General features: G+C 62.1%; 30 protein-coding genes. All 30 read right to left on the bottom strand.

The window, feature by feature from the left end; genetic code table 11:
* Nucleotide 1: 1 nt before the first annotated feature.
* Nucleotides 2–1309, bottom strand: coding sequence for a replication-associated recombination protein A (locus NKJ37_RS23650; protein WP_023812079.1), 1308 nt, complete (start codon nucleotides 1307–1309; stop codon nucleotides 2–4).
* 48 nt (nucleotides 1310–1357) lie between these two features.
* Nucleotides 1358–2845 carry a DegQ family serine endoprotease gene (locus tag NKJ37_RS23645; protein ID WP_023812080.1) on the bottom strand — a complete coding sequence of 496 codons (1488 nt, stop codon included), beginning with the start codon at nucleotides 2843–2845 and terminating at the stop codon, nucleotides 1358–1360.
* A gap of 200 nt (nucleotides 2846–3045) precedes the next feature.
* Nucleotides 3046–3477, bottom strand: a complete 432-nt coding sequence (gene rplQ, locus NKJ37_RS23640) for a 50S ribosomal protein L17 (protein ID WP_013531439.1) — start codon at nucleotides 3475–3477, stop codon at nucleotides 3046–3048.
* Nucleotides 3478–3581: 104 nt separating this feature from the next.
* Nucleotides 3582–4592 carry a DNA-directed RNA polymerase subunit alpha gene (locus NKJ37_RS23635; RefSeq protein WP_023812081.1) on the bottom strand — a complete coding sequence of 337 codons (1011 nt, stop codon included), beginning with the start codon at nucleotides 4590–4592 and terminating at the stop codon, nucleotides 3582–3584.
* Nucleotides 4593–4694: 102 nt separating this feature from the next.
* Nucleotides 4695–5084 carry a 30S ribosomal protein S11 gene (gene rpsK / locus NKJ37_RS23630; protein ID WP_006205444.1) on the bottom strand — a complete coding sequence of 130 codons (390 nt, stop codon included), beginning with the start codon at nucleotides 5082–5084 and terminating at the stop codon, nucleotides 4695–4697.
* A gap of 161 nt (nucleotides 5085–5245) precedes the next feature.
* Entirely contained in the window at nucleotides 5246–5614 is a 369-nt protein-coding gene (gene rpsM / locus NKJ37_RS23625; RefSeq protein WP_013531437.1) for a 30S ribosomal protein S13, read from the bottom strand.
* A gap of 210 nt (nucleotides 5615–5824) precedes the next feature.
* On the bottom strand, nucleotides 5825–6421 hold the full coding sequence (locus tag NKJ37_RS23620; RefSeq protein WP_023812082.1) for an adenylate kinase: 597 nt from the start codon (nucleotides 6419–6421) through the stop codon (nucleotides 5825–5827).
* Complete coding sequence (gene secY / locus NKJ37_RS23615) at nucleotides 6418–7758, bottom strand: preprotein translocase subunit SecY (protein ID WP_023812083.1); 1341 nt, start codon at nucleotides 7756–7758, stop codon at nucleotides 6418–6420. Before secY ends, NKJ37_RS23620 begins: the two co-directional genes overlap by 4 nt.
* 192 nt (nucleotides 7759–7950) lie before the next feature.
* Nucleotides 7951–8427: a 50S ribosomal protein L15 gene (gene rplO, locus NKJ37_RS23610; protein WP_013531434.1), complete on the bottom strand. Its 477-nt coding sequence runs from the start codon at nucleotides 8425–8427 to the stop codon at nucleotides 7951–7953.
* Between the two features lie 22 nt (nucleotides 8428–8449).
* Nucleotides 8450–8647, bottom strand: coding sequence for a 50S ribosomal protein L30 (rpmD, locus tag NKJ37_RS23605; RefSeq protein ID WP_006205449.1), 198 nt, complete (start codon nucleotides 8645–8647; stop codon nucleotides 8450–8452).
* A gap of 24 nt (nucleotides 8648–8671) precedes the next feature.
* A complete protein-coding gene (rpsE, locus tag NKJ37_RS23600) occupies nucleotides 8672–9235 on the bottom strand; it encodes a 30S ribosomal protein S5 (RefSeq protein ID WP_006333394.1) in 564 nt (187 codons plus the stop codon).
* 148 nt (nucleotides 9236–9383) lie between these two features.
* Nucleotides 9384–9743 carry a 50S ribosomal protein L18 gene (gene rplR / locus NKJ37_RS23595; protein ID WP_023812084.1) on the bottom strand — a complete coding sequence of 120 codons (360 nt, stop codon included), beginning with the start codon at nucleotides 9741–9743 and terminating at the stop codon, nucleotides 9384–9386.
* Between the two features lie 139 nt (nucleotides 9744–9882).
* The gene (gene rplF / locus NKJ37_RS23590) at nucleotides 9883–10416 is read right to left on the bottom strand and encodes a 50S ribosomal protein L6 (RefSeq protein WP_013531432.1); all 534 of its coding nucleotides are present in this window, start codon (nucleotides 10414–10416) and stop codon (nucleotides 9883–9885) included.
* 89 nt (nucleotides 10417–10505) lie between these two features.
* The gene (gene rpsH, locus NKJ37_RS23585) at nucleotides 10506–10904 is read right to left on the bottom strand and encodes a 30S ribosomal protein S8 (RefSeq protein ID WP_013531431.1); all 399 of its coding nucleotides are present in this window, start codon (nucleotides 10902–10904) and stop codon (nucleotides 10506–10508) included.
* Between the two features lie 12 nt (nucleotides 10905–10916).
* Complete coding sequence (gene rpsN / locus NKJ37_RS23580; RefSeq protein ID WP_013895695.1) at nucleotides 10917–11222, bottom strand: 30S ribosomal protein S14; 306 nt, start codon at nucleotides 11220–11222, stop codon at nucleotides 10917–10919.
* Between the two features lie 27 nt (nucleotides 11223–11249).
* Nucleotides 11250–11849 carry a 50S ribosomal protein L5 gene (gene rplE / locus NKJ37_RS23575; protein WP_352775207.1) on the bottom strand — a complete coding sequence of 200 codons (600 nt, stop codon included), beginning with the start codon at nucleotides 11847–11849 and terminating at the stop codon, nucleotides 11250–11252.
* A complete protein-coding gene (gene rplX, locus NKJ37_RS23570) occupies nucleotides 11842–12156 on the bottom strand; it encodes a 50S ribosomal protein L24 (RefSeq protein ID WP_013531428.1) in 315 nt (104 codons plus the stop codon). Before rplX ends, rplE begins: the two co-directional genes overlap by 8 nt.
* A 12-nt stretch (nucleotides 12157–12168) precedes the next feature.
* Nucleotides 12169–12537, bottom strand: coding sequence for a 50S ribosomal protein L14 (rplN, locus tag NKJ37_RS23565; protein WP_006205457.1), 369 nt, complete (start codon nucleotides 12535–12537; stop codon nucleotides 12169–12171).
* Nucleotides 12538–12620: 83 nt separating this feature from the next.
* Nucleotides 12621–12860 (bottom strand): 30S ribosomal protein S17, encoded by a 240-nt coding sequence (rpsQ, locus tag NKJ37_RS23560; RefSeq protein ID WP_010909280.1) that lies wholly within the window; start codon nucleotides 12858–12860, stop codon nucleotides 12621–12623.
* Between the two features lie 11 nt (nucleotides 12861–12871).
* The gene (gene rpmC, locus NKJ37_RS23555; RefSeq protein ID WP_006205459.1) at nucleotides 12872–13072 is read right to left on the bottom strand and encodes a 50S ribosomal protein L29; all 201 of its coding nucleotides are present in this window, start codon (nucleotides 13070–13072) and stop codon (nucleotides 12872–12874) included.
* A 13-nt stretch (nucleotides 13073–13085) separates the two neighbouring features.
* A complete protein-coding gene (rplP, locus tag NKJ37_RS23550) occupies nucleotides 13086–13499 on the bottom strand; it encodes a 50S ribosomal protein L16 (RefSeq protein ID WP_013531427.1) in 414 nt (137 codons plus the stop codon).
* 27 nt (nucleotides 13500–13526) lie between these two features.
* Nucleotides 13527–14252 (bottom strand): 30S ribosomal protein S3, encoded by a 726-nt coding sequence (rpsC, locus tag NKJ37_RS23545; protein WP_013531426.1) that lies wholly within the window; start codon nucleotides 14250–14252, stop codon nucleotides 13527–13529.
* Nucleotides 14252–14641 carry a 50S ribosomal protein L22 gene (gene rplV, locus NKJ37_RS23540; protein WP_006205462.1) on the bottom strand — a complete coding sequence of 130 codons (390 nt, stop codon included), beginning with the start codon at nucleotides 14639–14641 and terminating at the stop codon, nucleotides 14252–14254. The genes rpsC and rplV overlap by 1 nt, the downstream gene beginning before the upstream one ends.
* Nucleotides 14642–14643: 2 nt before the next feature.
* Nucleotides 14644–14922 (bottom strand): 30S ribosomal protein S19, encoded by a 279-nt coding sequence (rpsS, locus tag NKJ37_RS23535; protein ID WP_006205463.1) that lies wholly within the window; start codon nucleotides 14920–14922, stop codon nucleotides 14644–14646.
* Between the two features lie 16 nt (nucleotides 14923–14938).
* The gene (rplB, locus tag NKJ37_RS23530) at nucleotides 14939–15772 is read right to left on the bottom strand and encodes a 50S ribosomal protein L2 (protein ID WP_024505067.1); all 834 of its coding nucleotides are present in this window, start codon (nucleotides 15770–15772) and stop codon (nucleotides 14939–14941) included.
* Between the two features lie 22 nt (nucleotides 15773–15794).
* The gene (locus tag NKJ37_RS23525; RefSeq protein ID WP_013531424.1) at nucleotides 15795–16088 is read right to left on the bottom strand and encodes a 50S ribosomal protein L23; all 294 of its coding nucleotides are present in this window, start codon (nucleotides 16086–16088) and stop codon (nucleotides 15795–15797) included.
* Nucleotides 16085–16705, bottom strand: a complete 621-nt coding sequence (gene rplD / locus NKJ37_RS23520; protein ID WP_013531423.1) for a 50S ribosomal protein L4 — start codon at nucleotides 16703–16705, stop codon at nucleotides 16085–16087. Before rplD ends, NKJ37_RS23525 begins: the two co-directional genes overlap by 4 nt.
* Complete coding sequence (gene rplC, locus NKJ37_RS23515; RefSeq protein WP_013531422.1) at nucleotides 16705–17433, bottom strand: 50S ribosomal protein L3; 729 nt, start codon at nucleotides 17431–17433, stop codon at nucleotides 16705–16707. Before rplC ends, rplD begins: the two co-directional genes overlap by 1 nt.
* Nucleotides 17434–17494: 61 nt before the next feature.
* Nucleotides 17495–17803: a 30S ribosomal protein S10 gene (gene rpsJ, locus NKJ37_RS23510; RefSeq protein WP_010909272.1), complete on the bottom strand. Its 309-nt coding sequence runs from the start codon at nucleotides 17801–17803 to the stop codon at nucleotides 17495–17497.
* A gap of 69 nt (nucleotides 17804–17872) precedes the next feature.
* Nucleotides 17873–19048: an elongation factor Tu gene (tuf, locus tag NKJ37_RS23505; protein ID WP_095090666.1), complete on the bottom strand. Its 1176-nt coding sequence runs from the start codon at nucleotides 19046–19048 to the stop codon at nucleotides 17873–17875.
* Nucleotides 19049–19071: the final 23 nt, after the last annotated feature.

Raw genomic sequence — 19071 nt, 5'->3', positions numbered from 1 at the left:
GCTATTCCCGCTCCTTGCGCAGCTTCGCCCAATAGTCGAGCCGCTTCCTGATATCGCGCTCGAAGCCGCGCTCGGGCGGATCATAGAAGGTCTGGCGGCCCATCTTCTCCGGAAAATAATCCTGCCCCGAAAAGGCGTCCGGCTCGTCATGGTCGTAACGATAGCCGGCGCCGTAATCCTCCGCTTTCATCAGCTTTGTCGGCGCGTTGAGGATGTGCTTGGGCGGCAGCAGCGAGCCGTGTTCCTTGGCGGCCCGCGTGGCGGCCTTGAAAGCATTGTAGACGGCGTTGGATTTGGGCGCGGTGGCGAGATAGACGGTGGCCTCGGCAAAAGCCAGCTCGCCCTCGGGCGAGCCGAGATAGTCGTAGGCATCCTTGGCGGCATTGGCGACGACAAGCGCCTGCGGGTCGGCAAGGCCGATGTCTTCCATGGCCATGCGCACCAGCCGGCGGCCTAGATAGAGTGGATCCTCGCCCGCATCGAACATGCGTGCGAGATAGTAGAGAGCCGCGTCAGGGTCTGAACCGCGTACCGATTTGTGCAGCGCCGAGATCAGATTGTAATGGCCGTCCTGGCCCTTGTCGTAGATCGGAGCGCGGCGCTGGACGATGCGCTGCAGACCCTCGGGATCGAAGACCTCGCCGGGTTTGGCTGCCCGCCAGACTTCTTCCGCGAGCGTCAGCGACGCCCGGCCGTCGCCATCGCTCATGCGGATGAGCATGGCCCGCGCCTCGTCGTCGAGCGGCAGCGCCCTGCCCTCGGTCTCCTCCGCCCGCACCATCAGCTTGGAGATGCTCTCCTCGCCAAGCGAATGGAAGACCAGAACGCGCGCGCGTGACAACAAAGCGGCATTCAGTTCGAAGGACGGGTTTTCGGTCGTGGCGCCAACCAGCACGACTGTCCCGTCCTCCATGACCGGGAGAAAGCTGTCTTGCTGGGCACGGTTGAAGCGATGGATCTCGTCGACGAACAGCAAGGTCTGGCGGCCATTGGTGCGGCGCAATTTGGCCGCTTCGAACACCTTTTTCAGGTCGGCGACGCCGGAAAAGACAGCCGATATCTGCTCGAAGGCCAGGCTGGTTTCGCCGGCAAGCAGGCGCGCTACGGTGGTCTTGCCGGTGCCGGGCGGCCCCCAGAAGATCATCGAGCCGAGCGAGCCGGAACCGATCAATCGGGTCAGCGCGCCGTCAGGGCCGGTCAGATGCTCCTGGCCGACGACCTCGCCAAGGTTTCTCGGCCGCAGCCTGTCGGCCAGCGGCCGCCCGGGCGGGGTCTTTTCCGGTTCATCGACGCTGAACAGATCGGCCATGCACTTCTTTTTCGTTGGAGCATGAGCCCGAATGCACGGAGCCCAGCCCTAATAACGCAACACCTGACGCATTATCTGCCCGCCGCGCTCGACGGTAAAGCGCCACCAGCGCGTATCCGTCTTGGCCGCCAGCTCCAGGGTCGCCGCGGTATCGATGGTGGTGCCGTTCACCTCACGCACGATGTCGCCCGGCTGGAAGCCGAAATCGGCGGCCGGAGAATCGCGGTTGATGTCGACCACGGTGACGCCCTTGATGTCCGTGCGCAGGCCAAGCCGCTGCGCGAGCCGGGGCGACAGCTCCGCGACCTTGGCGCCCGAAAACGGGCTGCGGCCATGCAGCGTCACCTCGGCAGCCTTCATGCCTTCCGGAGCACGCTCCAGCGCTATATCCATCGCCGCTTGCTGGCCCTTGGTCAAAACCGCGAAATTGGCGGTGGTACCGATCGACAGCGTCGCCATCCGGTAGTCCAGCGCTTCGATGCTCTCGACCGGCTTGCCGTTGAGCTGCAGCACCACGTCGCCGGGCTTGAGCCCTGCCTTGGCGGCCGGACCGGTCGCTTCGACCGACGAGACCAGCGCACCGGTCGGCTTCTCCATGCCGAGCGATTCGGCGATCTGCGGCGTCACCGCTTCGAACTCGGCGCCGACATAGGGCCGCTCGAAGAAGTCGAGCCCGGCCTTGGCCGCGTCGGCAAAAGCGCGAACCATATTCGAGGGAATGGCAAAGCCAATGCCGATCGAACCACCGCTGCGGCTGTAGATGGCGGTGTTGATGCCCACCAGCTGGCCGCCCATGTTGATCAGCGCACCGCCGGAATTGCCCGGATTGATGGCGGCGTCGGTCTGGATGAAGAAGCTGGAATCGGAGACGCCGATATGGCTGCGGGCCAATGCCGAGACGATGCCGCTGGTGGTGGTTTGGCCGACGCCGAAGGGGTTGCCGATGGCCAGCAGCAGGTCGCCGACCTCAAGCGCGTCGGAATCGCCGATGGCGATAACCGGAAACGGCTTGTCCGAGGTGATCTTGAGCACGGCGAGGTCGAGTGTCTCGTCCTTGAGCAGCACCTTGCTGTCGAACTCGCGTCCGTCCGCCGTCGCCACCTTGACCCGGTCGGCATCCTTGATGACGTGGTAATTGGTGACCACGACGCCGGTCGGATCGACCAGCACGCCGGAGCCGAGCGAAGACTGCGCACGCGGCTGCGAGCGGCCGAAGAATTCCTCGAAGAACGGATCGCCATCGAAAGGCGACGTCACCTTGGCGGTCTGCGAGGCATAGACGTTGACCACCGCCGGGGCTGTCTGCTTGACCAGCGGCGCAAAGGACAATTGCACCTCCTCGCGGCCGAAGGGTACGCGCTTGTCGGGCCCAGCCGTGGCGTTTTCGCCTTCCACGCCATGCAGCAGGTCGGTCAGCACATCGGACAGGCCGGGATCCGTCTTGGTATCCTCGGCCAATGCTTGCCTGACCACCGGTGCGGCCGCAAACGCCATGACGGCGAAAAGCAGAACAAAGGGCAGTCTTCTGGCGCGCATTCGCGAATCCTCCAAGGCAGGTTCGGGGGCATTGTCCCGACGATTGTGCAAAATGAAAGGCTAAGCCGCTGAAATCCGACTATTTTGGGCCAAAACCCCAGGGCCAAGCCAGGAAATCGGATTCCGCCGCGGTTTGCTGCTTTCAGAAAACAAGAAAGGGGCCCGCAGGCCCCTTTGAAGTCATTTGGGAAAACCGAGCCTTATGCGGCTGCGGCGTCCGCGTCAGCGCTTTCGGCTTCGATGCGAGCGCGGTCGCCTGCGCCCTTGGCCGAGACGTCGCGATCGACGAACTCGATGACAGCCATGGCGGCGTTGTCACCGTGACGGAAGCCCGCCTTCATGATGCGCAGATAGCCGCCATTGCGGTTGGCGTAGCGCGGCGCGATGGTATCGAACAGACGCTTGACGACGCCTTCATTGCCGATCTGCGCAATGACCTGGCGGCGGGCGTGCAGGTCGCCGCGCTTGCCGAGCGTCACCAGCTTCTCGACGATCGGACGCAGGTCCTTCGCCTTCGGCAAGGTCGTGACGATCTGCTCGTGCTCGAGCAGCGACACGGCGAGGTTGGCGAACATCGACTTGCGATGGCTAATGCTTCGGGCGAAGCGACGGCCTTTGAAACCGTGGCGCATGGCTCTTTTCCTTCTTCAGTTGTTCAAGAGGCCGTGGCCTCTGATGGTTTTCCGCATGACCGTCGGATCGAGCGGCCCACGCCGCCCATCCTTGGAATTCATGCTCAATATTGGTCTTCGTAACGCTTGGCGAGGTCTTCGATATTTTCCGGCGGCCAGTCCGGCACTTCCATGCCGAGGTGCAGGCCCATCGCCGCCAGGACTTCCTTGATCTCGTTCAGCGACTTGCGGCCGAAGTTCGGGGTGCGGAGCATCTCGGCTTCGGTCTTCTGGATCAGGTCGCCGATATAGACGATGTTGTCGTTCTTCAGGCAGTTGGCCGAACGCACCGAAAGCTCGAGCTCGTCGACCTTCTTGAGCAGCGCCGGGTTGAAGGCGAGCTCGGTGACGGCCTCGGCGGCGACTTCCTTCTGCGGCTCGTCGAAGTTGACGAACAAGCCGAGCTGGTCCTGCAGGATGCGGGCGGCGAAAGCCACCGCGTCCTCGCCGGTGATCGAACCGTCGGTGTCGATCGTCATGGTCAGCTTGTCATAGTCGAGAACCTGACCCTCGCGGGTGTTCTCGACCTTGTAGGAGACCTTCTTGACCGGCGAATAAAGGCTGTCGACCGGGATGAGACCGATCGGCGCGTCTTCGGCGCGGTTGCGGTCGGCCGGCACGTAACCCTTGCCGGTGTCGACGGTGAATTCCATGCGGATTTCAGCGCCTTCGTCCAGCGTGCAGATGACGTGGTCGGGGTTGAGGATCTCGACGTCGCCAACCGTCTGGATGTCGCCGGCGAGAACCGCACCCGGTCCCTGCTTGCGAACGACCATGCGCTTGGGACCATCGCCTTCCATGCGGATGGCGATTTCCTTGATGTTGAGGACGATGTCGGTCACGTCCTCGCGCACACCGGCGATGGACGAGAATTCATGCAGAACGCCGTCGATCTGCACGGCGGTAACAGCCGCACCGCGCAGCGAAGACAGAAGCACGCGGCGCAGCGCGTTGCCCAGCGTCAGGCCAAAGCCACGCTCGAGAGGCTCGGCGACCAGCGTGGTCAGCGTCTTCTTCTTCGACGAGAACTCGATCTTGTTCGGCTTGATCAGTTCCTGCCAATTTTTCTGGATCATGATGCTTTCCTTCCGTTGACCCGCCACCATCCAATCGTGGCGGGCGACCTGGAATGCCGCGGAGGAGCGCCCAAGGGCGCTCGCGCGGCGTTCGGTAAATGCTTAGACGCGACGCTTCTTGCGCGGGCGGCAGCCATTGTGCGGGATCGGCGTCACATCACGGATCGACGTGATGGTGAAGCCGGCGGCCTGCAGGGCGCGCAGTGCCGATTCACGACCGGAGCCGGGCCCGCAGACCTCGACTTCGAGCATGCGCATGCCGTGTTCCTGGGCCTTCTTGGCAACATCCTCGGCAGCCATCTGGGCAGCGAACGGGGTCGACTTGCGCGAACCCTTGAAGCCCTGGGCACCGGCCGACGACCAGGCAATCGAATTGCCCTGCGCGTCGGTGATGGTGATCATCGTGTTGTTGAAGGTCGAATTGACGTGGGCAACGCCCGACGAGATGTTCTTGCGTTCGCGACGGCGAACACGAGCGGCTTCCTTGGCCATGATAGTCCTTTCAGTTGATCTCTACACCGCCGTAATGCCAGCGGCTCCACCTTCGTAAGGGAGTAGGGGAATAGGGCAGTAAGGGAGTAGGGAAAAGTGCGGCCCGATTGATGGGCATTCCCTACTGCCTTACTCCCCTACTCCCTTATTCCCCTAACAAATTACTTCTTCTTGCCGGCGATCGACTTGGCCGGGCCCTTGCGGGTGCGCGCATTGGTATGCGTGCGCTGGCCGCGGACCGGCAGCGAGCGGCGGTGACGCAGGCCGCGGTAGCAGCCGAGGTCCATGAGCCGCTTGATGTTCATAGAGACTTCGCGGCGCAGGTCGCCCTCGACCTGGTAATCGCGGTCGATGGTTTCGCGGATCTGCAGCACTTCCGCGTCGGTCAGCTGGTTGACGCGACGCTCGGCCGGAATGCCGACCTTGTCGACGATCTCCTGGGCGAACCGCTTGCCAATGCCGTGAATGTACTGAAGCGCAATGACAACGCGCTTGTTGGTCGGAATGTTGACGCCGGCTATACGAGCCATGTTCTTTCCTTCTCCATGTGGGCCAGCCAATCCTCAAAAACAAGGCAGGCTCGGCGCTGTCTTAAGTTGCCCCGCGTCCGGTGGAGGCCGGCCCATGCGGGAGTTTCCAGTTCAATACGGCTGCCTTGCCCTTGCGGACAAGCAAAGCTCATGCCTGATAGGAAGACGGGCCGCCATACCGCAGCGAACCGCCTCCGTCAAGTGCAATCGTTAATTTCCCCGCACTGCGTCCTTGAGCACCGCTTCGATCTGTTCCGTCACGGCGTCGATATCGGCCATGCCGTCGACACTGCGGAGCTTGCCCTTGGCATAATAGTACCCAATCAGCGGCGACGTCTTCTTGTAATATTCCCTCAGGCGCTCTTCGAACACGGTCGGATTGTCGTCCTTGCGAACGGGAAGGCCGGCCGCCTGCGCCTCGTCGGCGCGCTTGACGATCCGGCCAACCAGGGCCTTGTCGTCGACCACGAGCTCAATGACGGCGTCGAGGGCCTGGGAGCGATCCAACAGCATCTGCTCGACCGCATCCGCCTGCACCAGGGTCCGCGGATAGCCGTCGAGGATGAATCCCTTGGCGCAGTCGGGCTGATCGATACGCTCGGCGACGATCGCGTTGACGATCGCGTCGGACACCAGTTCACCGGCATCCATCACCGCCTTGGCGCGCTTGCCGACTTCGGTGCCTGCCTGGACGGCAGCACGCAGCATGTCGCCCGTCGAGAGCTGGGGTATGCCGTGTTTTTCTACCAGTCTTTGTGCTTGCGTCCCCTTGCCCGCTCCTGGCGGCCCAAGCAATATCAACCTCATCTGGCTTTCTTCCCCCCGCGCAGCTTCGACTTCTTGATCAGGCCTTCATACTGGTGCGCGATCAGGTGGCCCTGAATCTGCGCAACCGTATCGAGCGTGACACTGACCACGATCAGAAGCGATGTGCCACCAAGGTAGAATGGTACGCCAGTCGCCGAGATCAGGAACTCCGGCAGCAGGCACACCAGCACCAGATAGATGGCGCCAACGACGGTGATGCGGGTGAGAACGTAATCGATGTAATCGGCGGTGCGCTCGCCCGGACGATAACCCGGGATGAAGCCTGAATGCTTCTTGAGCTGGTCGGCGGTGTCCTTCGGGTTGAAGACAATCGCAGTGTAGAAGAAAGCGAAGAACGCGATCATCGCCGCATAGAATGCCATGTAGAGCGGCTGGCCATGTCCGAGTGCGGCCAGAATGGTGCTTGCCCAGGCCGGCATGTTGGTCGTCTGCGAGAAGCCCGCGACGGTGGCCGGCAGCAACAGCAGCGACGAGGCGAAGATCGGCGGAATGACACCCGACGTGTTGAGCTTCAGAGGCAGATGCGAGGTATCGCCCTGGAACATGCGGTTGCCGACCTGGCGCTTCGGATACTGGATCAGCAAGCGGCGCTGGGCGCGCTCAAAGAACACGATGAGCGCGATGACGACGACGGCCAGCACGATGATCGCCAGGATCAGGCCGGTCGACAGCGCGCCGGTGCGGCCAAGCTCCAGCGTGCCGGAGATGGCGTGCGGCAGGCCGGCGACGATACCGGAGAAGATGATCAGCGAAATGCCGTTGCCGATGCCGCGCGCGGTTATCTGCTCGCCCAGCCACATCAGGAACATGGTGCCGCCGACCAGCGTGACGACGGTCGAGATGCGGAAGAACATGCCGGGATCGCTGACGATGCCGTTGCCGCCTTCCAGACCGACAGAAATGCCATAGGCCTGAACCAGCGCAAGCAGCACGGTGCCGTAGCGCGTGTATTGGTTGATGACCTTGCGGCCCTGTTCGCCTTCCTTCTTCAGCGCTTCCAGTGACGGGATGACCGAGGTCATCAGCTGCATGATGATGGACGCGGAGATGTAAGGCATGATGCCGAGCGCAAAGATCGCCATGCGCTGCACGGCGCCGCCGGCGAACATGTTGAACATGCCGAGCACGCCCTTGCTCTGCGAAGAGAAGGCCTGGGCGAAGGCGTCGGGATTGATACCGGGAAGCGGGATGTAGGTGCCGAGGCGATAGACAAGCAGCGCGCCGATCGTGAACCAGATGCGCTTCTTCAAATCCTCCGCCTTGGCGAAGGCCGAGAAATTCAGATTCGAGGCTAATTGTTCAGCAGCCGAAGCCATGCCTGATTCTCCGCTTGGTAACGCTTGATGGCCCTGAGGTCAGGCGGCGCGTTTCACCGAAGCTCACGAGATAAGCTCCGGGCTCTAAACATGCAAGCGGCCGCGTTGACGCGGCCGCCTCGCTGAGCAGATCAAAGCGCAATCGTGAGCAAAAACGGATCCCACTCCTGCCGACCGCGCTTCAAATTGCCGTTACTCGGCAGCTGCCTTTTCCTGCGGCAGCTTGACCGAACCGCCGGCCTTTTCGATCTTTTCGATCGCGGCCTTGGAGGCGCCGGCGACGTCAAAGGCGAGCTTCGCCTTGATCTCGCCGTCCGAGAGGATGCGCACGCCGTCCTTGACGCGGCGGATGACGCCGGCGGCAACCAGCGATTCAGCCGTCACGGTCGCCTTGGCGTCGAGCTTCTTGGCATCGATGGCCACCTGGATGCGGGCCAGCGACACGACGGTGAAGCTCTTGGCGAAGATGTTGTTGAAGCCACGCTTCGGCAGGCGCCGATAGAGCGGCATCTGGCCACCCTCGAAGCCGTTGATGGCGACGCCGGAGCGCGCCTTCTGGCCCTTGACGCCGCGACCGCCGGTCTTGCCCGAGCCGGAGCCGATACCACGGCCGAGACGCTTCTTGGAGTGCGTCGCGCCGTCCTTGTCACGCAGATCGTTGAGTTTCATCTGAGTTCTCCTGCGCTCTGGCTCAGCCCTCGTCCACGACGCGGACGAGATGCTGGACGGCAGCGATCATGCCGCGCACGGAGGGCGTATCTTCCAGCGTGCGCTGCTTGTGCATCTTGTTGAGGCCGAGGCCGACCAGCGTTGCGCGCTGTTCCTTCGGGCGGCGGATCGGCGAACCGATCTGCTCAACGGTGATGGTCTTGGTTGCTTTCTTGGCCATGGTCAAAATCCCTGGTCAGATCGACTATTCTTCAGCCGCAACGGCGGTGCCGCGGCGGGCCTGAAGGGTCGAATACTTGATGCCGCGAGCAGCAGCCACATCCTTGGGATGCATCTGGCTCTTCAGCGCGTCGAATGTGGCGCGAACCATGTTGTAGGGGTTCGACGAACCCATCGACTTGGCGACCACGTCATGCATGCCGAGCGTCTCGAAGACAGCGCGCATCGGGCCACCGGCGATGATGCCGGTACCTTGCTTGGCAGCGCGCAGCAGCACGCGTCCGGCGCCCCAGCGTCCTTCGACGTCATGGTGCAGCGTACGGCCCGAGCGCAGCGGCACGAAGATCATGTCGCGCTTGGCCGATTCAGTTGCCTTGCGGATAGCTTCCGGCACTTCGCGCGCCTTGCCGTGACCAAAGCCGACGCGGCCCTTCTGGTCGCCGACGACGACGAGTGCTGCAAAACCGAAGCGACGGCCGCCCTTGACGACCTTGGCGACGCGGTTGATGTGGACGAGCTTGTCCACCATGCCGTCATCGCGTTCTTCACGATCGCGGCCGCGGCCGCCATCCCTACGTTCCTGTGCCATATCCTGTTCCTTGTTTTTTTCCGGAAGCACGGTTGCTGATAAGATCCGGTGCCTCGCCCCGAATAAATCGGGAAACGGTCACCGGGGGCGAAATCAATTCCTTCGCATAATCCCTATCCGAAAAGTCTGCAACTTTTCGGGACTATGCTTAGAAGCTCAAGCCACCTTCGCGGGCAGCCTCGGCGAGCGCCTTGACGCGGCCGTGATAGATGTAGGCGCCGCGGTCGAAGACGACTTCCTTGACGCCGGCCTTGGTGGCGCGCTCGGCGATCAGCTTGCCGATCGCGGTCGCGGCGGCGGTGTCGGCGCCGGTCTTGAGCGAACCCTTGAGGTCCTTCTCGAGCGTCGAAGCGGCAGCGATGGTGTGGCCCTTGGCGTCGTCGATGACCTGCACGTAGATGTTCTTCGACGTGCGGTGGACCGACAGACGCGGGCGCTCGCCGGCGACCTTCTTGATCTGACGGCGGACGCGCTGCGCGCGGCGCTGCGTGGATTCCTTGGTACCCATGATGGTCTTCCTTGCCTTCAAAAAACGGGGGCCGCCATATGCGGTAGGCGAAAGCGCCTCCCGCGACCGCTCCCCGCGGCGTTACACTTCCTGGCTTGGCCTTTTCCGAAAAGTCTTCAACCTCTCGAGGCCAGGCCCACTACTTCTTCTTGCCTTCCTTGCGGACGATCTTCTCGCCAGCATAGCGGACGCCCTTGCCCTTGTAGGGCTCCGGACCACGATACTCGCGGATCTCGGCCGCAACCTGGCCGACCTGCTGCTTGTCGATGCCGGCCACGGTGATTTCAGTCGGCTTCGGCACCGTGATGGTGATGCCCTGCGGCGTCTCATAGACGACGTCATGGCTGAAGCCAAGCGCCAGCTGCAGGTTCTTGCCCTGAAGTGCCGCGCGATAGCCGACGCCGGTGATCTCGAGCTTCTTCTCGAAACCGTCCTTGACGCCCTGCAGGATGTTGACGATCTGCGTGCGCGACATGCCCCACTTGGAGCGGGCGGTCTTGGTCTGGTCGCGCGGCTGGACAGCGATCTCGCTGCCTTCCATCTTGACCAGCACTTCGTCGTTTACCACGAACTTCAGCTCACCCTTGGGGCCCTTCGCCGTCACGGTCTGGCCGTTGACGGTCGCGGTCACGCCCTGCGGCAGCGAAACGGGTTTCTTTCCAATACGAGACATTTTGTTGTCCTCGTCACTTCTCTTGTTTCAGGTCTCTGTCTTCGGGAACGATCCGAAGACCGGATTCCACTTTGCGGTCAACTGCCAGATCAGAAGATCTGGCAGAGGATCTCACCGCCGACGTTCTGTTCACGTGCTTCATGGTCGGCCATCACGCCCTTCGGTGTCGAAAGGATGGCGATGCCGAGGCCGTTGGCGACCTGCGGGATCGACTTGGCCGAAACATAGACGCGGCGGCCTGGCTTCGAGACGCGGGCGATTTCGCGCACGACCGGCGCGCCGTCGAAATACTTCAGCTCGATCTCGATTTCGGACTTGCCGTTGTCGAAGTCGGTCTGGCTGTAATCGCGGATATAGCCTTCAGCCTTCAGCACGTCGAGGACGCGGGTGCGCAGACGCGAAGCCGGCGTCGAAACGCTCGACTTCTTGCGGCCATACGCGTTGCGGATGCGGGTCAGCATATCGCCGAGAGGATCGCTCAATGACATGTTATGTCCTCCTTACCAGCTCGACTTGACCAGGCCCGGGATCTGGCCGTTATTGCCGAGATCACGAAGCGCGATGCGCGATACTTTGAGCTTGCGATAGTAGGCGCGCGGACGGCCGGTGACTTCGCAGCGGTTGCGGATGCGGATCTTGGCCGAGTTGCGCGGCATGGCGGCAAGCTTCAGCTGAGCGCGGAAGCGCTCTTCCATTGGCTTGGACTGATCCATGATGATCGCCTTGAGCGCAGCCCGCTTGGGACCGTACTGGTCGGCAAGCTTGCGGCGCCTGTTGTTCTTCTCGACTGAGCTGGTCTTTGCCATTTCAGATTTTTCCTTTTCTCGCTGCCGTTACTGGCGGAAGGGGAAGTTGAAGGCCTTGAGCAACGCCCTGGCTTCGTCGTCCGTCTTCGCAGTCGTACAAACGATGACGTCCATGCCCCAGATCTGATCAACCTTGTCGTAGTTGATCTCCGGGAACACGATGTGTTCCTTGATGCCCATGGCGTAGTTGCCACGGCCATCGAAGCTCTTCGGATTCAGTCCGCGAAAGTCGCGGACGCGCGGCAGTGCGATGTTCACGAGGCGGTCGAGGAACTCGTACATGCGTTCCTTGCGCAACGTGACCTTGGCACCGATCGGCATCTTCTCGCGGACCTTGAAGCCGGCGATCGAATTGCGGGCGCGGGTGACGACGGCCTTCTGGCCGGCGATCATCGCCAGGTCTTCGGCCGCGATCGAAGGCTTCTTCGAATCGGCGGTCGCTTCGCCAACGCCCATGTTCAGCACGATCTTGTCGATGCGCGGAACCTGCATCTCGTTGTCGTAGCCGAACTGTTCCCGCAGCGCCTTGCGGATGGTCTCGTTGTAGACCTGCTTGAGGCGCGGCGTGTTCTGAGCCTTGGACTGTTTGCTTTCAGCCTTGGGCTTCGTGGTTTGAGCCTTAGCCATTGATGACTTCTCCCGAGCGCTTGGCGACGCGCACCTTCTTGCCGTCCTTCTGGAAGATGAAGCCGACGCGGGTCGGCTTGCCATCCTTGGGGTCGGCCAGCGCGATGTTCGACAGCTGGATCGGCGCTTCCTTGGTGATGATCCCGCCCTCTTGGGACTGGGACTGCTTCTGGTGACGGCGGATCATGTTGACGCCCCGCACCAGCGCGGTGTCTTCCTTCGGCTGCACCGAGAGGACTTCGCCCGAACGGCCCTTGTCCTTGCCGGCCAGCACGACGACCTTGTCGCCTTTTCTAATCTTTTGCATTGGTCCGGCTCCTTACAGCACTTCAGGCGCGAGCGAGATGATCTTCATGTGGTTCTTGGCGCGGAGTTCGCGCGGAACCGGTCCGAAGATACGCGTGCCGATCGGCTCTTTCTTGTTGTCGACGAGAACGGCCGCGTTCTTGTCGAAACGGATCACGCTGCCGTCCGGGCGGCGGATGTCCTTGGCCGTGCGAACCACGACCGCCTTCATCACATCGCCCTTCTTTACGCGGCCGCGCGGAATGGCTTCCTTGATCGACACCACGATGATGTCGCCCACGGAAGCGTATTTCCGCTTCGAGCCGCCCAGCACCTTGATGCACATGACACGACGGGCGCCGGAATTATCCGCGACGTCGAGGTTTGTTTGCATCTGAATCATGACTGGCCGCCTTCTTCTCTTCTAACGGGATGGGCTCAAAGCCCCTCCCCGGTCTGTCCAAAATTCGTTGTTTACGCCCGAGGTCAGGCTTGGTCCGAAGACACGACGATCCAGCGCTTGTCCTTGGAAATCGGCTTCGATTCCTGGATGAACACCTGATCGCCTACCTTGTGGGCGTTGTTCTCGTCGTGCGCCTTGTACTTCTTGGTCATGCGCACGGTCTTCTTCATCACGGGATGCGTGAAGCGCCGTTCGACCTTGACGACAACCGTCTTCTCGTTCTTGTCGCTGACGACGGTGCCCTGCAGAATGCGCTTTGGCATGGTTTTCGTCCTTAAGCCTTCTTAGCCGCGGACTTTTCCGCAGCGATGGTCTTGATACGCGCAATATCCTTACGGACCTGTCTCACGCGCGCGGTCTTCTCGAGCTGGCCGGTGGCCTTCTGGAAGCGCAGGTTGAACTGCTCCTTCTTCAGGCTGGCCAGGTCGTCGGTCAGCTGGTCCTGGGTCTTGGTCCGGATGTCTTCGGCTTTCATGATCAGCCCGTCCTTATTCTGCGATGCGCTGCACGAAGCGCGTCTTGACCGAGAGCTTGGCCGCGCCGAGACGCAGTGCCTCACGGGCGGTTTCTTCATTGACGCCGTCGATCTCGAACATGATACGGCCCGGCTTGACGCGCGCCGCCCAGTAGTCGACCGCACCCTTGCCCTTACCCATGCGGACTTCGGTCGGCTTCGAAGTGACCGGCACGTCCGGGAAAATACGGATCCAGACGCGACCAGCGCGCTTCATTTCACGCGTGATCGCGCGGCGGGCCGCCTCGATCTCACGTGCGGTGACGCGGTTCGGCTCAAGCGCCTTCAGCCCGAAACCACCGAAATCCAGGTTGGTGCCGCCCTTTGCGGTACCATGGATACGGCCCTTGAACTGCTTGCGGAACTTTGTGCGCTTTGGCTGCAGCATCGTTCTAACTCCAAATTCCTAAATGTCTCAGGCGTTTTCGCGACGACGACCGCGTTCGCGATCACCACCACCGCCATGCGCTGCATCGCTTTCGCTGGCCCGACGCTCAGAAGCCATCGGGTCATGCTCAAGGATTTCGCCCTTGAACACCCAGACCTTGACGCCGCAGATGCCATAAGCCGTGTGCGCTTCGGCCGTACCGTAGTCGACGTCCGCACGCAGCGTATGCAGCGGCACGCGGCCTTCGCGATACCATTCCATGCGCGCGATCTCGGCGCCGCCGAGGCGGCCGGCGCAGTTGATGCGGATGCCTTCGGCACCGAGGCGCATCGCCGACTGAACGGCGCGCTTCATGGCGCGGCGGAACGCGATACGACGCTCGAGCTGCTGGGCGATCGACTGGGCGACCAGGGTCGCGTCGATTTCCGGCTTGCGCACTTCAACGATGTTGAGGTGCGTCTCGGACTTCGTCATCTCCATCAGCTTCTTGCGAAGCTTCTCGATGTCGGCGCCCTTCTTGCCGATGATCAGACCCGGGCGCGCGGCGTGGATGGTGACGCGGCACTTCTTGTGCGGACGCTCGATCACGACCTTCGAGATGGCAGCCTGCTTGAGCTCCTTCTCGAGATACTTGCGGATCTTGATGTCCTCATGCAGCAGCTTGCCGTACTCGCCGGTGTTCGCGAACCAGCGCGAATCCCAGGTGCGGTTGATGCCGAGGCGAAGACCGATCGGATTGACTTTCTGGCCCATTATGCGGCCTCCCCTTTTTCTTCGACTTCACGAACGACGATCGTGAGGTGCGAGAACGGCTTCTCGATACGGCTGGCGCGACCGCGACCACGGGCATGGAACCGCTTCATGACGATCGACTTGCCGACATAGGCTTCCGCCACGATCAGTGCATCGACATCCAGGTCGTGGTTGTTTTCCGCGTTGGCGATTGCCGATTCCAGCGTCTTCTTGACCGTGCCGGAAATCCGCTTGGCCGAGAATTCGAGATCGGAAAGCGCTGTCGCGACCTTCTTGCCGCGGATCAGCGCGGCAACGAGGTTGAGCTTCTGCGGGCTGATACGGATCGTGCGCAATACGGCGCGCGCTTCGTTATCAGCAAGCCTGCGCGGAGCTTTGGCCTTGCCCATGATTATTTCCTCTTCGCCTTCTTATCCGCGCCGTGACCGTAATAGGTCCGGGTCGGAGCGAATTCACCGAACTTGTGACCGACCATGTCCTCGTTCACCGAGACGGGAACATGCTTCTGGCCGTTGTAGACACCGAAGGTGAAGCCGACGAACTGCGGCAGGATGGTGGAGCGACGGCTCCACATCTTGATCACCTCATTGCGACCACCTTCACGAACCTTGTCCACCTTCTTGAGAAGGTAGCCGTCAATGAAGGGGCCTTTCCAAATCGAACGAGTCACTTGGCGTTACCTCTTCTTAGCTCTTGCGCTGATGGCGCGAGCGCAGGATGAACTTGTCGGTCGCCTTGTTGGACCGCGTCTTCTTGCCCTTGGTCGGCTTGCCCCAGGGCGAAACCGGATGGCGGCCACCCGAGGTGCGGCCTTCGCCGCCGCCGTGCGGATGGTCGACCGGGTTCATGGTCACGCCGCGATTGTGCGGGCGCTTGCCACGCCAAACCGTGCGACCGGCCTTGCCGTCATTGATATTGCCGTGGTCCGGATTGGACACGGCGCCGACAGTGGCCATGCAGGAGCCGTGAACGACACGCTGCTCGCCCGAGTTGAGGCGCAGGATCGCCATGCCCTGGTCACGACCGACCAGCTGGCCATAACCACCTGCCGAACGGGCGACCTGAGCGCCCTTACCCGGCTTCAGCTCGATGTTGTGGACGATGGTGCCGACCGGCATCGAAGCCAGCGGCATCGCATTGCCCGGCTTCACGTCGACCGATTCACCGGACACGATCTTGTCGCCGGGAGCCAGACGCTGCGGAGCGATGATGTAGGACAGCTCGCCATCGTCATACTTGATCAGCGCGATGAAGGCGGTGCGGTTCGGATCGTACTCAATGCGCTCGACCGTGCCGACGACGTCGAACTTGCGGCGCTTGAAGTCGATGATGCGGTACGAACGCTTGTGACCACCGCCGATGAAGCGGGCGGTGATGCGACCATGATTGTTGCGGCCGCCCGACTTGGTCAGGCCTTCGGTCAGACCCTTGACGGGCTTGCCCTTGTAGAGGCCCGAGCGGTCGACGATGACCAGCTGACGTGTGCTGGGCGTTACCGGGTTGAATTTTTTCAGTGCCATTGTTCTGTCCTCGCGGCCTTGCTCAGAGACCCGTCGCGACGTCGATCGACTGACCATCGGCCAGCGTCACAACCGCCTTCTTGACGTCGCTCTGGCGGCCAACCGTGCCACGGAAGCGCTTGATCTTGCCCTTGCGGACAAGCGTGTTCACGGCCATCACCTTGACGCCGAACAGCGCTTCGACGGCGGCCTTGATTTCCGGCTTCGACGCCTTCTTGGCGACGTTGAAGACGACCTTGTTCTGCTCGGAGGCCATGGTCGACTTTTCGGTGATCGCCGGCGAGACGATCACGTCGTAATGACGAAGGTCGGTCATTTAAAACGCTCCTCGAGAGCCTCGACGGCGGCCTTCGAAAGGACCAGCGTGCCGCGGCGCAGAATGTCGTAGACGTTGATGCCCTGGATGGGCAGCACGTCGATGTTGGGGATGTTCGTCGCCGCCAGCTTGAAGTTCTTGTCAAGCTCGGCGCCGCCGATCAGCAAAGCGTTGGTCAGGCCCAGCGTCGCGAAATTCGCGATCAGCGCCTTCGTCTTGGCCTCGGTCAGCTTCAGCTCGTCGATGATGATGATCGACGCGCTCTTGGCCTTGGCCGAGAGAGCATGCTTGAGGCCGAGAGCACGAACCTTCTTCGGCAGTTCGTGCTCGTGGCTGCGAACGACCGGGCCGTGGGCCTTGCCGCCGCCGCGGAACTGCGGAGCGCGTGCCGAATGGTGACGGGCGCGGCCCGTACCCTTCTGCTTGTACATCTTGGCGCCGGTGCGCGCGATCTCGGCGCGACCCTTGGTCTTGTGCGTGCCCTGCTGCTTCTTGGCAAGCTGCCAGCGCACGACGCGCTGCAGGATGTCTTCGCGCGGATCAAGGCCGAAAATCTCGTCGGAGAGTTCCACCTTGCCGGCGTCCTTGCCGCCCAGCGTTGTGATCTTGAGATCCATTATTCCGCTCCCTCTGTGGCCGGAGCCTCGTTCTTGGCGCCACTTTCGGCAGCAACGGCGCGGATCGCGGCAGGCTTCGGCGCATTGGCCGGCAGTGCCACCTTGGCCGCATCGCGGACCAGGATCCAGGCGCCCTTCGATCCGGGAACCGCACCGCGGATCAGGATCAGGCCGCGGTCGGCGTCGGTCGATACGATCTCGACATTCTGCGTGGTGACGCGGGTGTCGCCCATGTGGCCAGCCATATGCTTGCCCTTGAACACCTTGCCCGGGTCCTGGCGCTGGCCGGTCGAACCGTGCGTACGGTGCGAAACCGAGTTACCGTGCGTCGCACGGCCACCGCCCATGTGGTGGCGCTTGATGACGCCCTGAAAACCCTTGCCGATCGTCGTGCCCGTCACATCGACCTTCTGGCCGGCGACGAAGTGCTCGACGGTGATCTCCGCGCCGACATCGATCATGTTGTCGGCGGAGACGCGGAACTCGGCGACCTTCGCCTTCGGCTCGACGGAAGCGGTCGCGAAATGGCCGCGCATCGCCTTCGACGTGTTCTTCACCTTGGCAAGGCCAACGCCGAGCTGAACGGCGGTGTAGCCATTCTTCTCTTGCGTGCGCTGGGCCACGACCTGGCAGTTCTCCATCAGGAGAACGGTGACGGGAACATGTTCCCCGGCATCGTTATAGATGCGGGTCATTCCCACCTTTTTTGCAATCACACCTGAACGCATCGGTTCAATTCCTTTAGAGTTCCGGGCCAGGGGCACCGCCCCTTACCGCGCTCTCATTCCCTTAGAGCTTGATCTCGACGTCGACGCCGGCGGCCAGATCGAGCTTCATCAAAGCATCGACCGTCTGCGGGGTCGGATCGACGATGTCGAGCAGACGCTTGTGCGTGCGCATCTCGAACTGCTCGCGGCTCTTCTTGTCGACGTGAGGCGACCGGTTGACCGTGAACTTTTCGATCCGCGTCGGCAGCGGAATGGGGCCGCGGACGTTTGCACCGGTACGCTTGGCCGTCGACACGATTTCTTTCGTCGAGGCGTCGAGCACGCGGTGGTCAAACGCCTTAAGGCGGATGCGGATATTCTGTCCGTTCATGCGTCACTTCCTTGTTCTGGCGCGGCGCGGGCAACTCCCGCGCCCGCGACAGATCGGTTTAAGTCCAAATTACTCTTTGATGGTGACGACGATGCCGGCACCGACGGTGCGGCCGCCTTCACGGATGGCGAAGCGCAGCTTCTCTTCCATGGCGATCGGCACGATCAGCTCGACATCGACCGTGATGTTGTCGCCCGGCATCACCATCTCGGTGCCTTCCGGCAGCGACACGATGCCGGTCACGTCGGTCGTGCGGAAGTAGAACTGCGGACGGTAGTTGGTGAAGAACGGCGTGTGACGGCCACCTTCGTCCTTGGTCAGGATGTAGGCTTCGGCCACGAACTTCTTGTGCGGCTTCACCGTACCGGGCTTGGCCAGAACCTGGCCGCGCTCGACACCTTCACGATCAACGCCGCGCAGCAGCGCGCCGATGTTGTCGCCGGCCTGGCCCTGATCGAGCAGCTTGCGGAACATCTCGACGCCCGTGCAGGTCGTCTTGGTCGTCGGACGGATGCCGATGATCTCCAGCTCCTCGCCGACCTTGACCACGCCGCGCTCGACGCGGCCGGTCACGACCGTGCCGCGGCCCGAGATCGAGAACACGTCTTCGATCGGCATCAGGAACGGCTTGTCGAGCGGACGAACCGGCGTCGGGATGTAGGCATCGACCGCAGCCATCAGCTCGCGGATCGCGTCCTCACCGATCTTCTTGTCGGAATCTTCCAGGGCAGCCAGAGCCGAACCCTTGACGATCGGAATGTCGTCGCCGGGGAACTCGTTCTTGGTCAAAAGCTCGCGAACCTCGAGCTCGACCAGTTCGAGCAGCTCGGCGTCGTCGACCTGGTCGACCTTGTTCAGGAACACCACGATCGACGGCACGCCGACCTGACGGGCCAGCAGGATGTGCTCGCGGGTCTGCGGCATCGGGCCGTCGGCGGCCGACACGACCAGGATCGCGCCGTCCATCTGCGCGGCACCGGTGATCATGTTCTTCACATAGTCGGCGTGGCCGGGGCAGTCGACGTGAGCGTAGTGGCGGGCAGCCGTCTCGTATTCGACGTGTGCCGTCGAGATCGTGATGCCGCGCGCCTTTTCTTCAGGGGCAGCGTCGATCTGGTCGTAGCGCTTGTATTCGCCAAAATACTTGGTGATCGCCGCCGTCAGCGACGTCTTGCCATGGTCGACGTGGCCAATCGTGCCGATGTTCACGTGAGGCTTGTTACGCTCGAATTTACCTTTGGCCATAATCGTTCTCCGTCTATTCTACC

The organism is Mesorhizobium sp. M0140, from assembly GCF_040322475.1.
Taxonomy (GTDB): domain Bacteria; phylum Pseudomonadota; class Alphaproteobacteria; order Rhizobiales; family Rhizobiaceae; genus Mesorhizobium.
The sequence above is the reverse complement of the archived record's forward strand: the minus strand, read 5'-3'. Positions and strand labels throughout refer to the sequence as shown.

Excerpts from the sequence above, each read along its gene's own strand:
- rpsN (WP_013895695.1), bottom strand. The coding sequence starts at position 11,222 with ATGGCAAAGACCAGCTCAGTCGAGAAGAACAACAGGCGCCGCAAGCTT.
- NKJ37_RS23620 (WP_023812082.1), bottom strand. The coding sequence starts at position 6,421 with ATGAGGTTGATATTGCTTGGGCCGCCAGGAGCGGGCAAGGGGACGCAA.
- rplO (WP_013531434.1), bottom strand. The coding sequence starts at position 8,427 with ATGAAACTCAACGATCTGCGTGACAAGGACGGCGCGACGCACTCCAAG.
- rplF (WP_013531432.1), bottom strand. The coding sequence starts at position 10,416 with ATGTCTCGTATTGGAAAGAAACCCGTTTCGCTGCCGCAGGGCGTGACC.
- rpmC (WP_006205459.1), bottom strand. The coding sequence starts at position 13,072 with ATGAAAGCCGAAGACATCCGGACCAAGACCCAGGACCAGCTGACCGAC.
- NKJ37_RS23525 (WP_013531424.1), bottom strand. The coding sequence starts at position 16,088 with ATGACCGACCTTCGTCATTACGACGTGATCGTCTCGCCGGCGATCACC.
- rplB (WP_024505067.1), bottom strand. The coding sequence starts at position 15,772 with ATGGCACTGAAAAAATTCAACCCGGTAACGCCCAGCACACGTCAGCTG.
- NKJ37_RS23635 (WP_023812081.1), bottom strand. The coding sequence starts at position 4,592 with ATGATCCAGAAAAATTGGCAGGAACTGATCAAGCCGAACAAGATCGAG.
- rplP (WP_013531427.1), bottom strand. The coding sequence starts at position 13,499 with ATGCTGCAGCCAAAGCGCACAAAGTTCCGCAAGCAGTTCAAGGGCCGT.
- rplC (WP_013531422.1), bottom strand. The coding sequence starts at position 17,433 with ATGCGTTCAGGTGTGATTGCAAAAAAGGTGGGAATGACCCGCATCTAT.
- rplX (WP_013531428.1), bottom strand. The coding sequence starts at position 12,156 with ATGCAAAAGATTAGAAAAGGCGACAAGGTCGTCGTGCTGGCCGGCAAG.
- rpsM (WP_013531437.1), bottom strand. The coding sequence starts at position 5,614 with ATGGCTCGTATAGCCGGCGTCAACATTCCGACCAACAAGCGCGTTGTC.
- rpsH (WP_013531431.1), bottom strand. The coding sequence starts at position 10,904 with ATGTCATTGAGCGATCCTCTCGGCGATATGCTGACCCGCATCCGCAAC.
- rpsQ (WP_010909280.1), bottom strand. The coding sequence starts at position 12,860 with ATGCCAAAGCGCATTCTGCAGGGCACCGTCGTCAGCGACAAGAACGAG.
- rpsE (WP_006333394.1), bottom strand. The coding sequence starts at position 9,235 with ATGGCACAGGAACGTAGGGATGGCGGCCGCGGCCGCGATCGTGAAGAA.
- rplR (WP_023812084.1), bottom strand. The coding sequence starts at position 9,743 with ATGGGTACCAAGGAATCCACGCAGCGCCGCGCGCAGCGCGTCCGCCGT.
- NKJ37_RS23650 (WP_023812079.1), bottom strand. The coding sequence starts at position 1,309 with ATGGCCGATCTGTTCAGCGTCGATGAACCGGAAAAGACCCCGCCCGGG.
- rplD (WP_013531423.1), bottom strand. The coding sequence starts at position 16,705 with ATGGATCTCAAGATCACAACGCTGGGCGGCAAGGACGCCGGCAAGGTG.
- rplQ (WP_013531439.1), bottom strand. The coding sequence starts at position 3,477 with ATGCGCCACGGTTTCAAAGGCCGTCGCTTCGCCCGAAGCATTAGCCAT.
- rpsC (WP_013531426.1), bottom strand. The coding sequence starts at position 14,252 with ATGGGCCAGAAAGTCAATCCGATCGGTCTTCGCCTCGGCATCAACCGC.
- rpsK (WP_006205444.1), bottom strand. The coding sequence starts at position 5,084 with ATGGCCAAGGAAGCCGCTCGTGTTCGCCGTCGCGAACGCAAGAACATC.
- rplN (WP_006205457.1), bottom strand. The coding sequence starts at position 12,537 with ATGATTCAGATGCAAACAAACCTCGACGTCGCGGATAATTCCGGCGCC.
- rplE (WP_352775207.1), bottom strand. The coding sequence starts at position 11,849 with ATGGCTAAGGCTCAAACCACGAAGCCCAAGGCTGAAAGCAAACAGTCC.
- rplV (WP_006205462.1), bottom strand. The coding sequence starts at position 14,641 with ATGGGCAAGGCCAAAGCTCCGCGCAGGCTTGCTGATAACGAAGCGCGC.
- secY (WP_023812083.1), bottom strand. The coding sequence starts at position 7,758 with ATGGCTTCGGCTGCTGAACAATTAGCCTCGAATCTGAATTTCTCGGCC.
- NKJ37_RS23645 (WP_023812080.1), bottom strand. The coding sequence starts at position 2,845 with ATGCGCGCCAGAAGACTGCCCTTTGTTCTGCTTTTCGCCGTCATGGCG.
- tuf (WP_095090666.1), bottom strand. The coding sequence starts at position 19,048 with ATGGCCAAAGGTAAATTCGAGCGTAACAAGCCTCACGTGAACATCGGC.
- rpmD (WP_006205449.1), bottom strand. The coding sequence starts at position 8,647 with ATGGCCAAGAAAGCAACCAAGACCATCACCGTTGAGCAGATCGGTTCG.
- rpsJ (WP_010909272.1), bottom strand. The coding sequence starts at position 17,803 with ATGAACGGACAGAATATCCGCATCCGCCTTAAGGCGTTTGACCACCGC.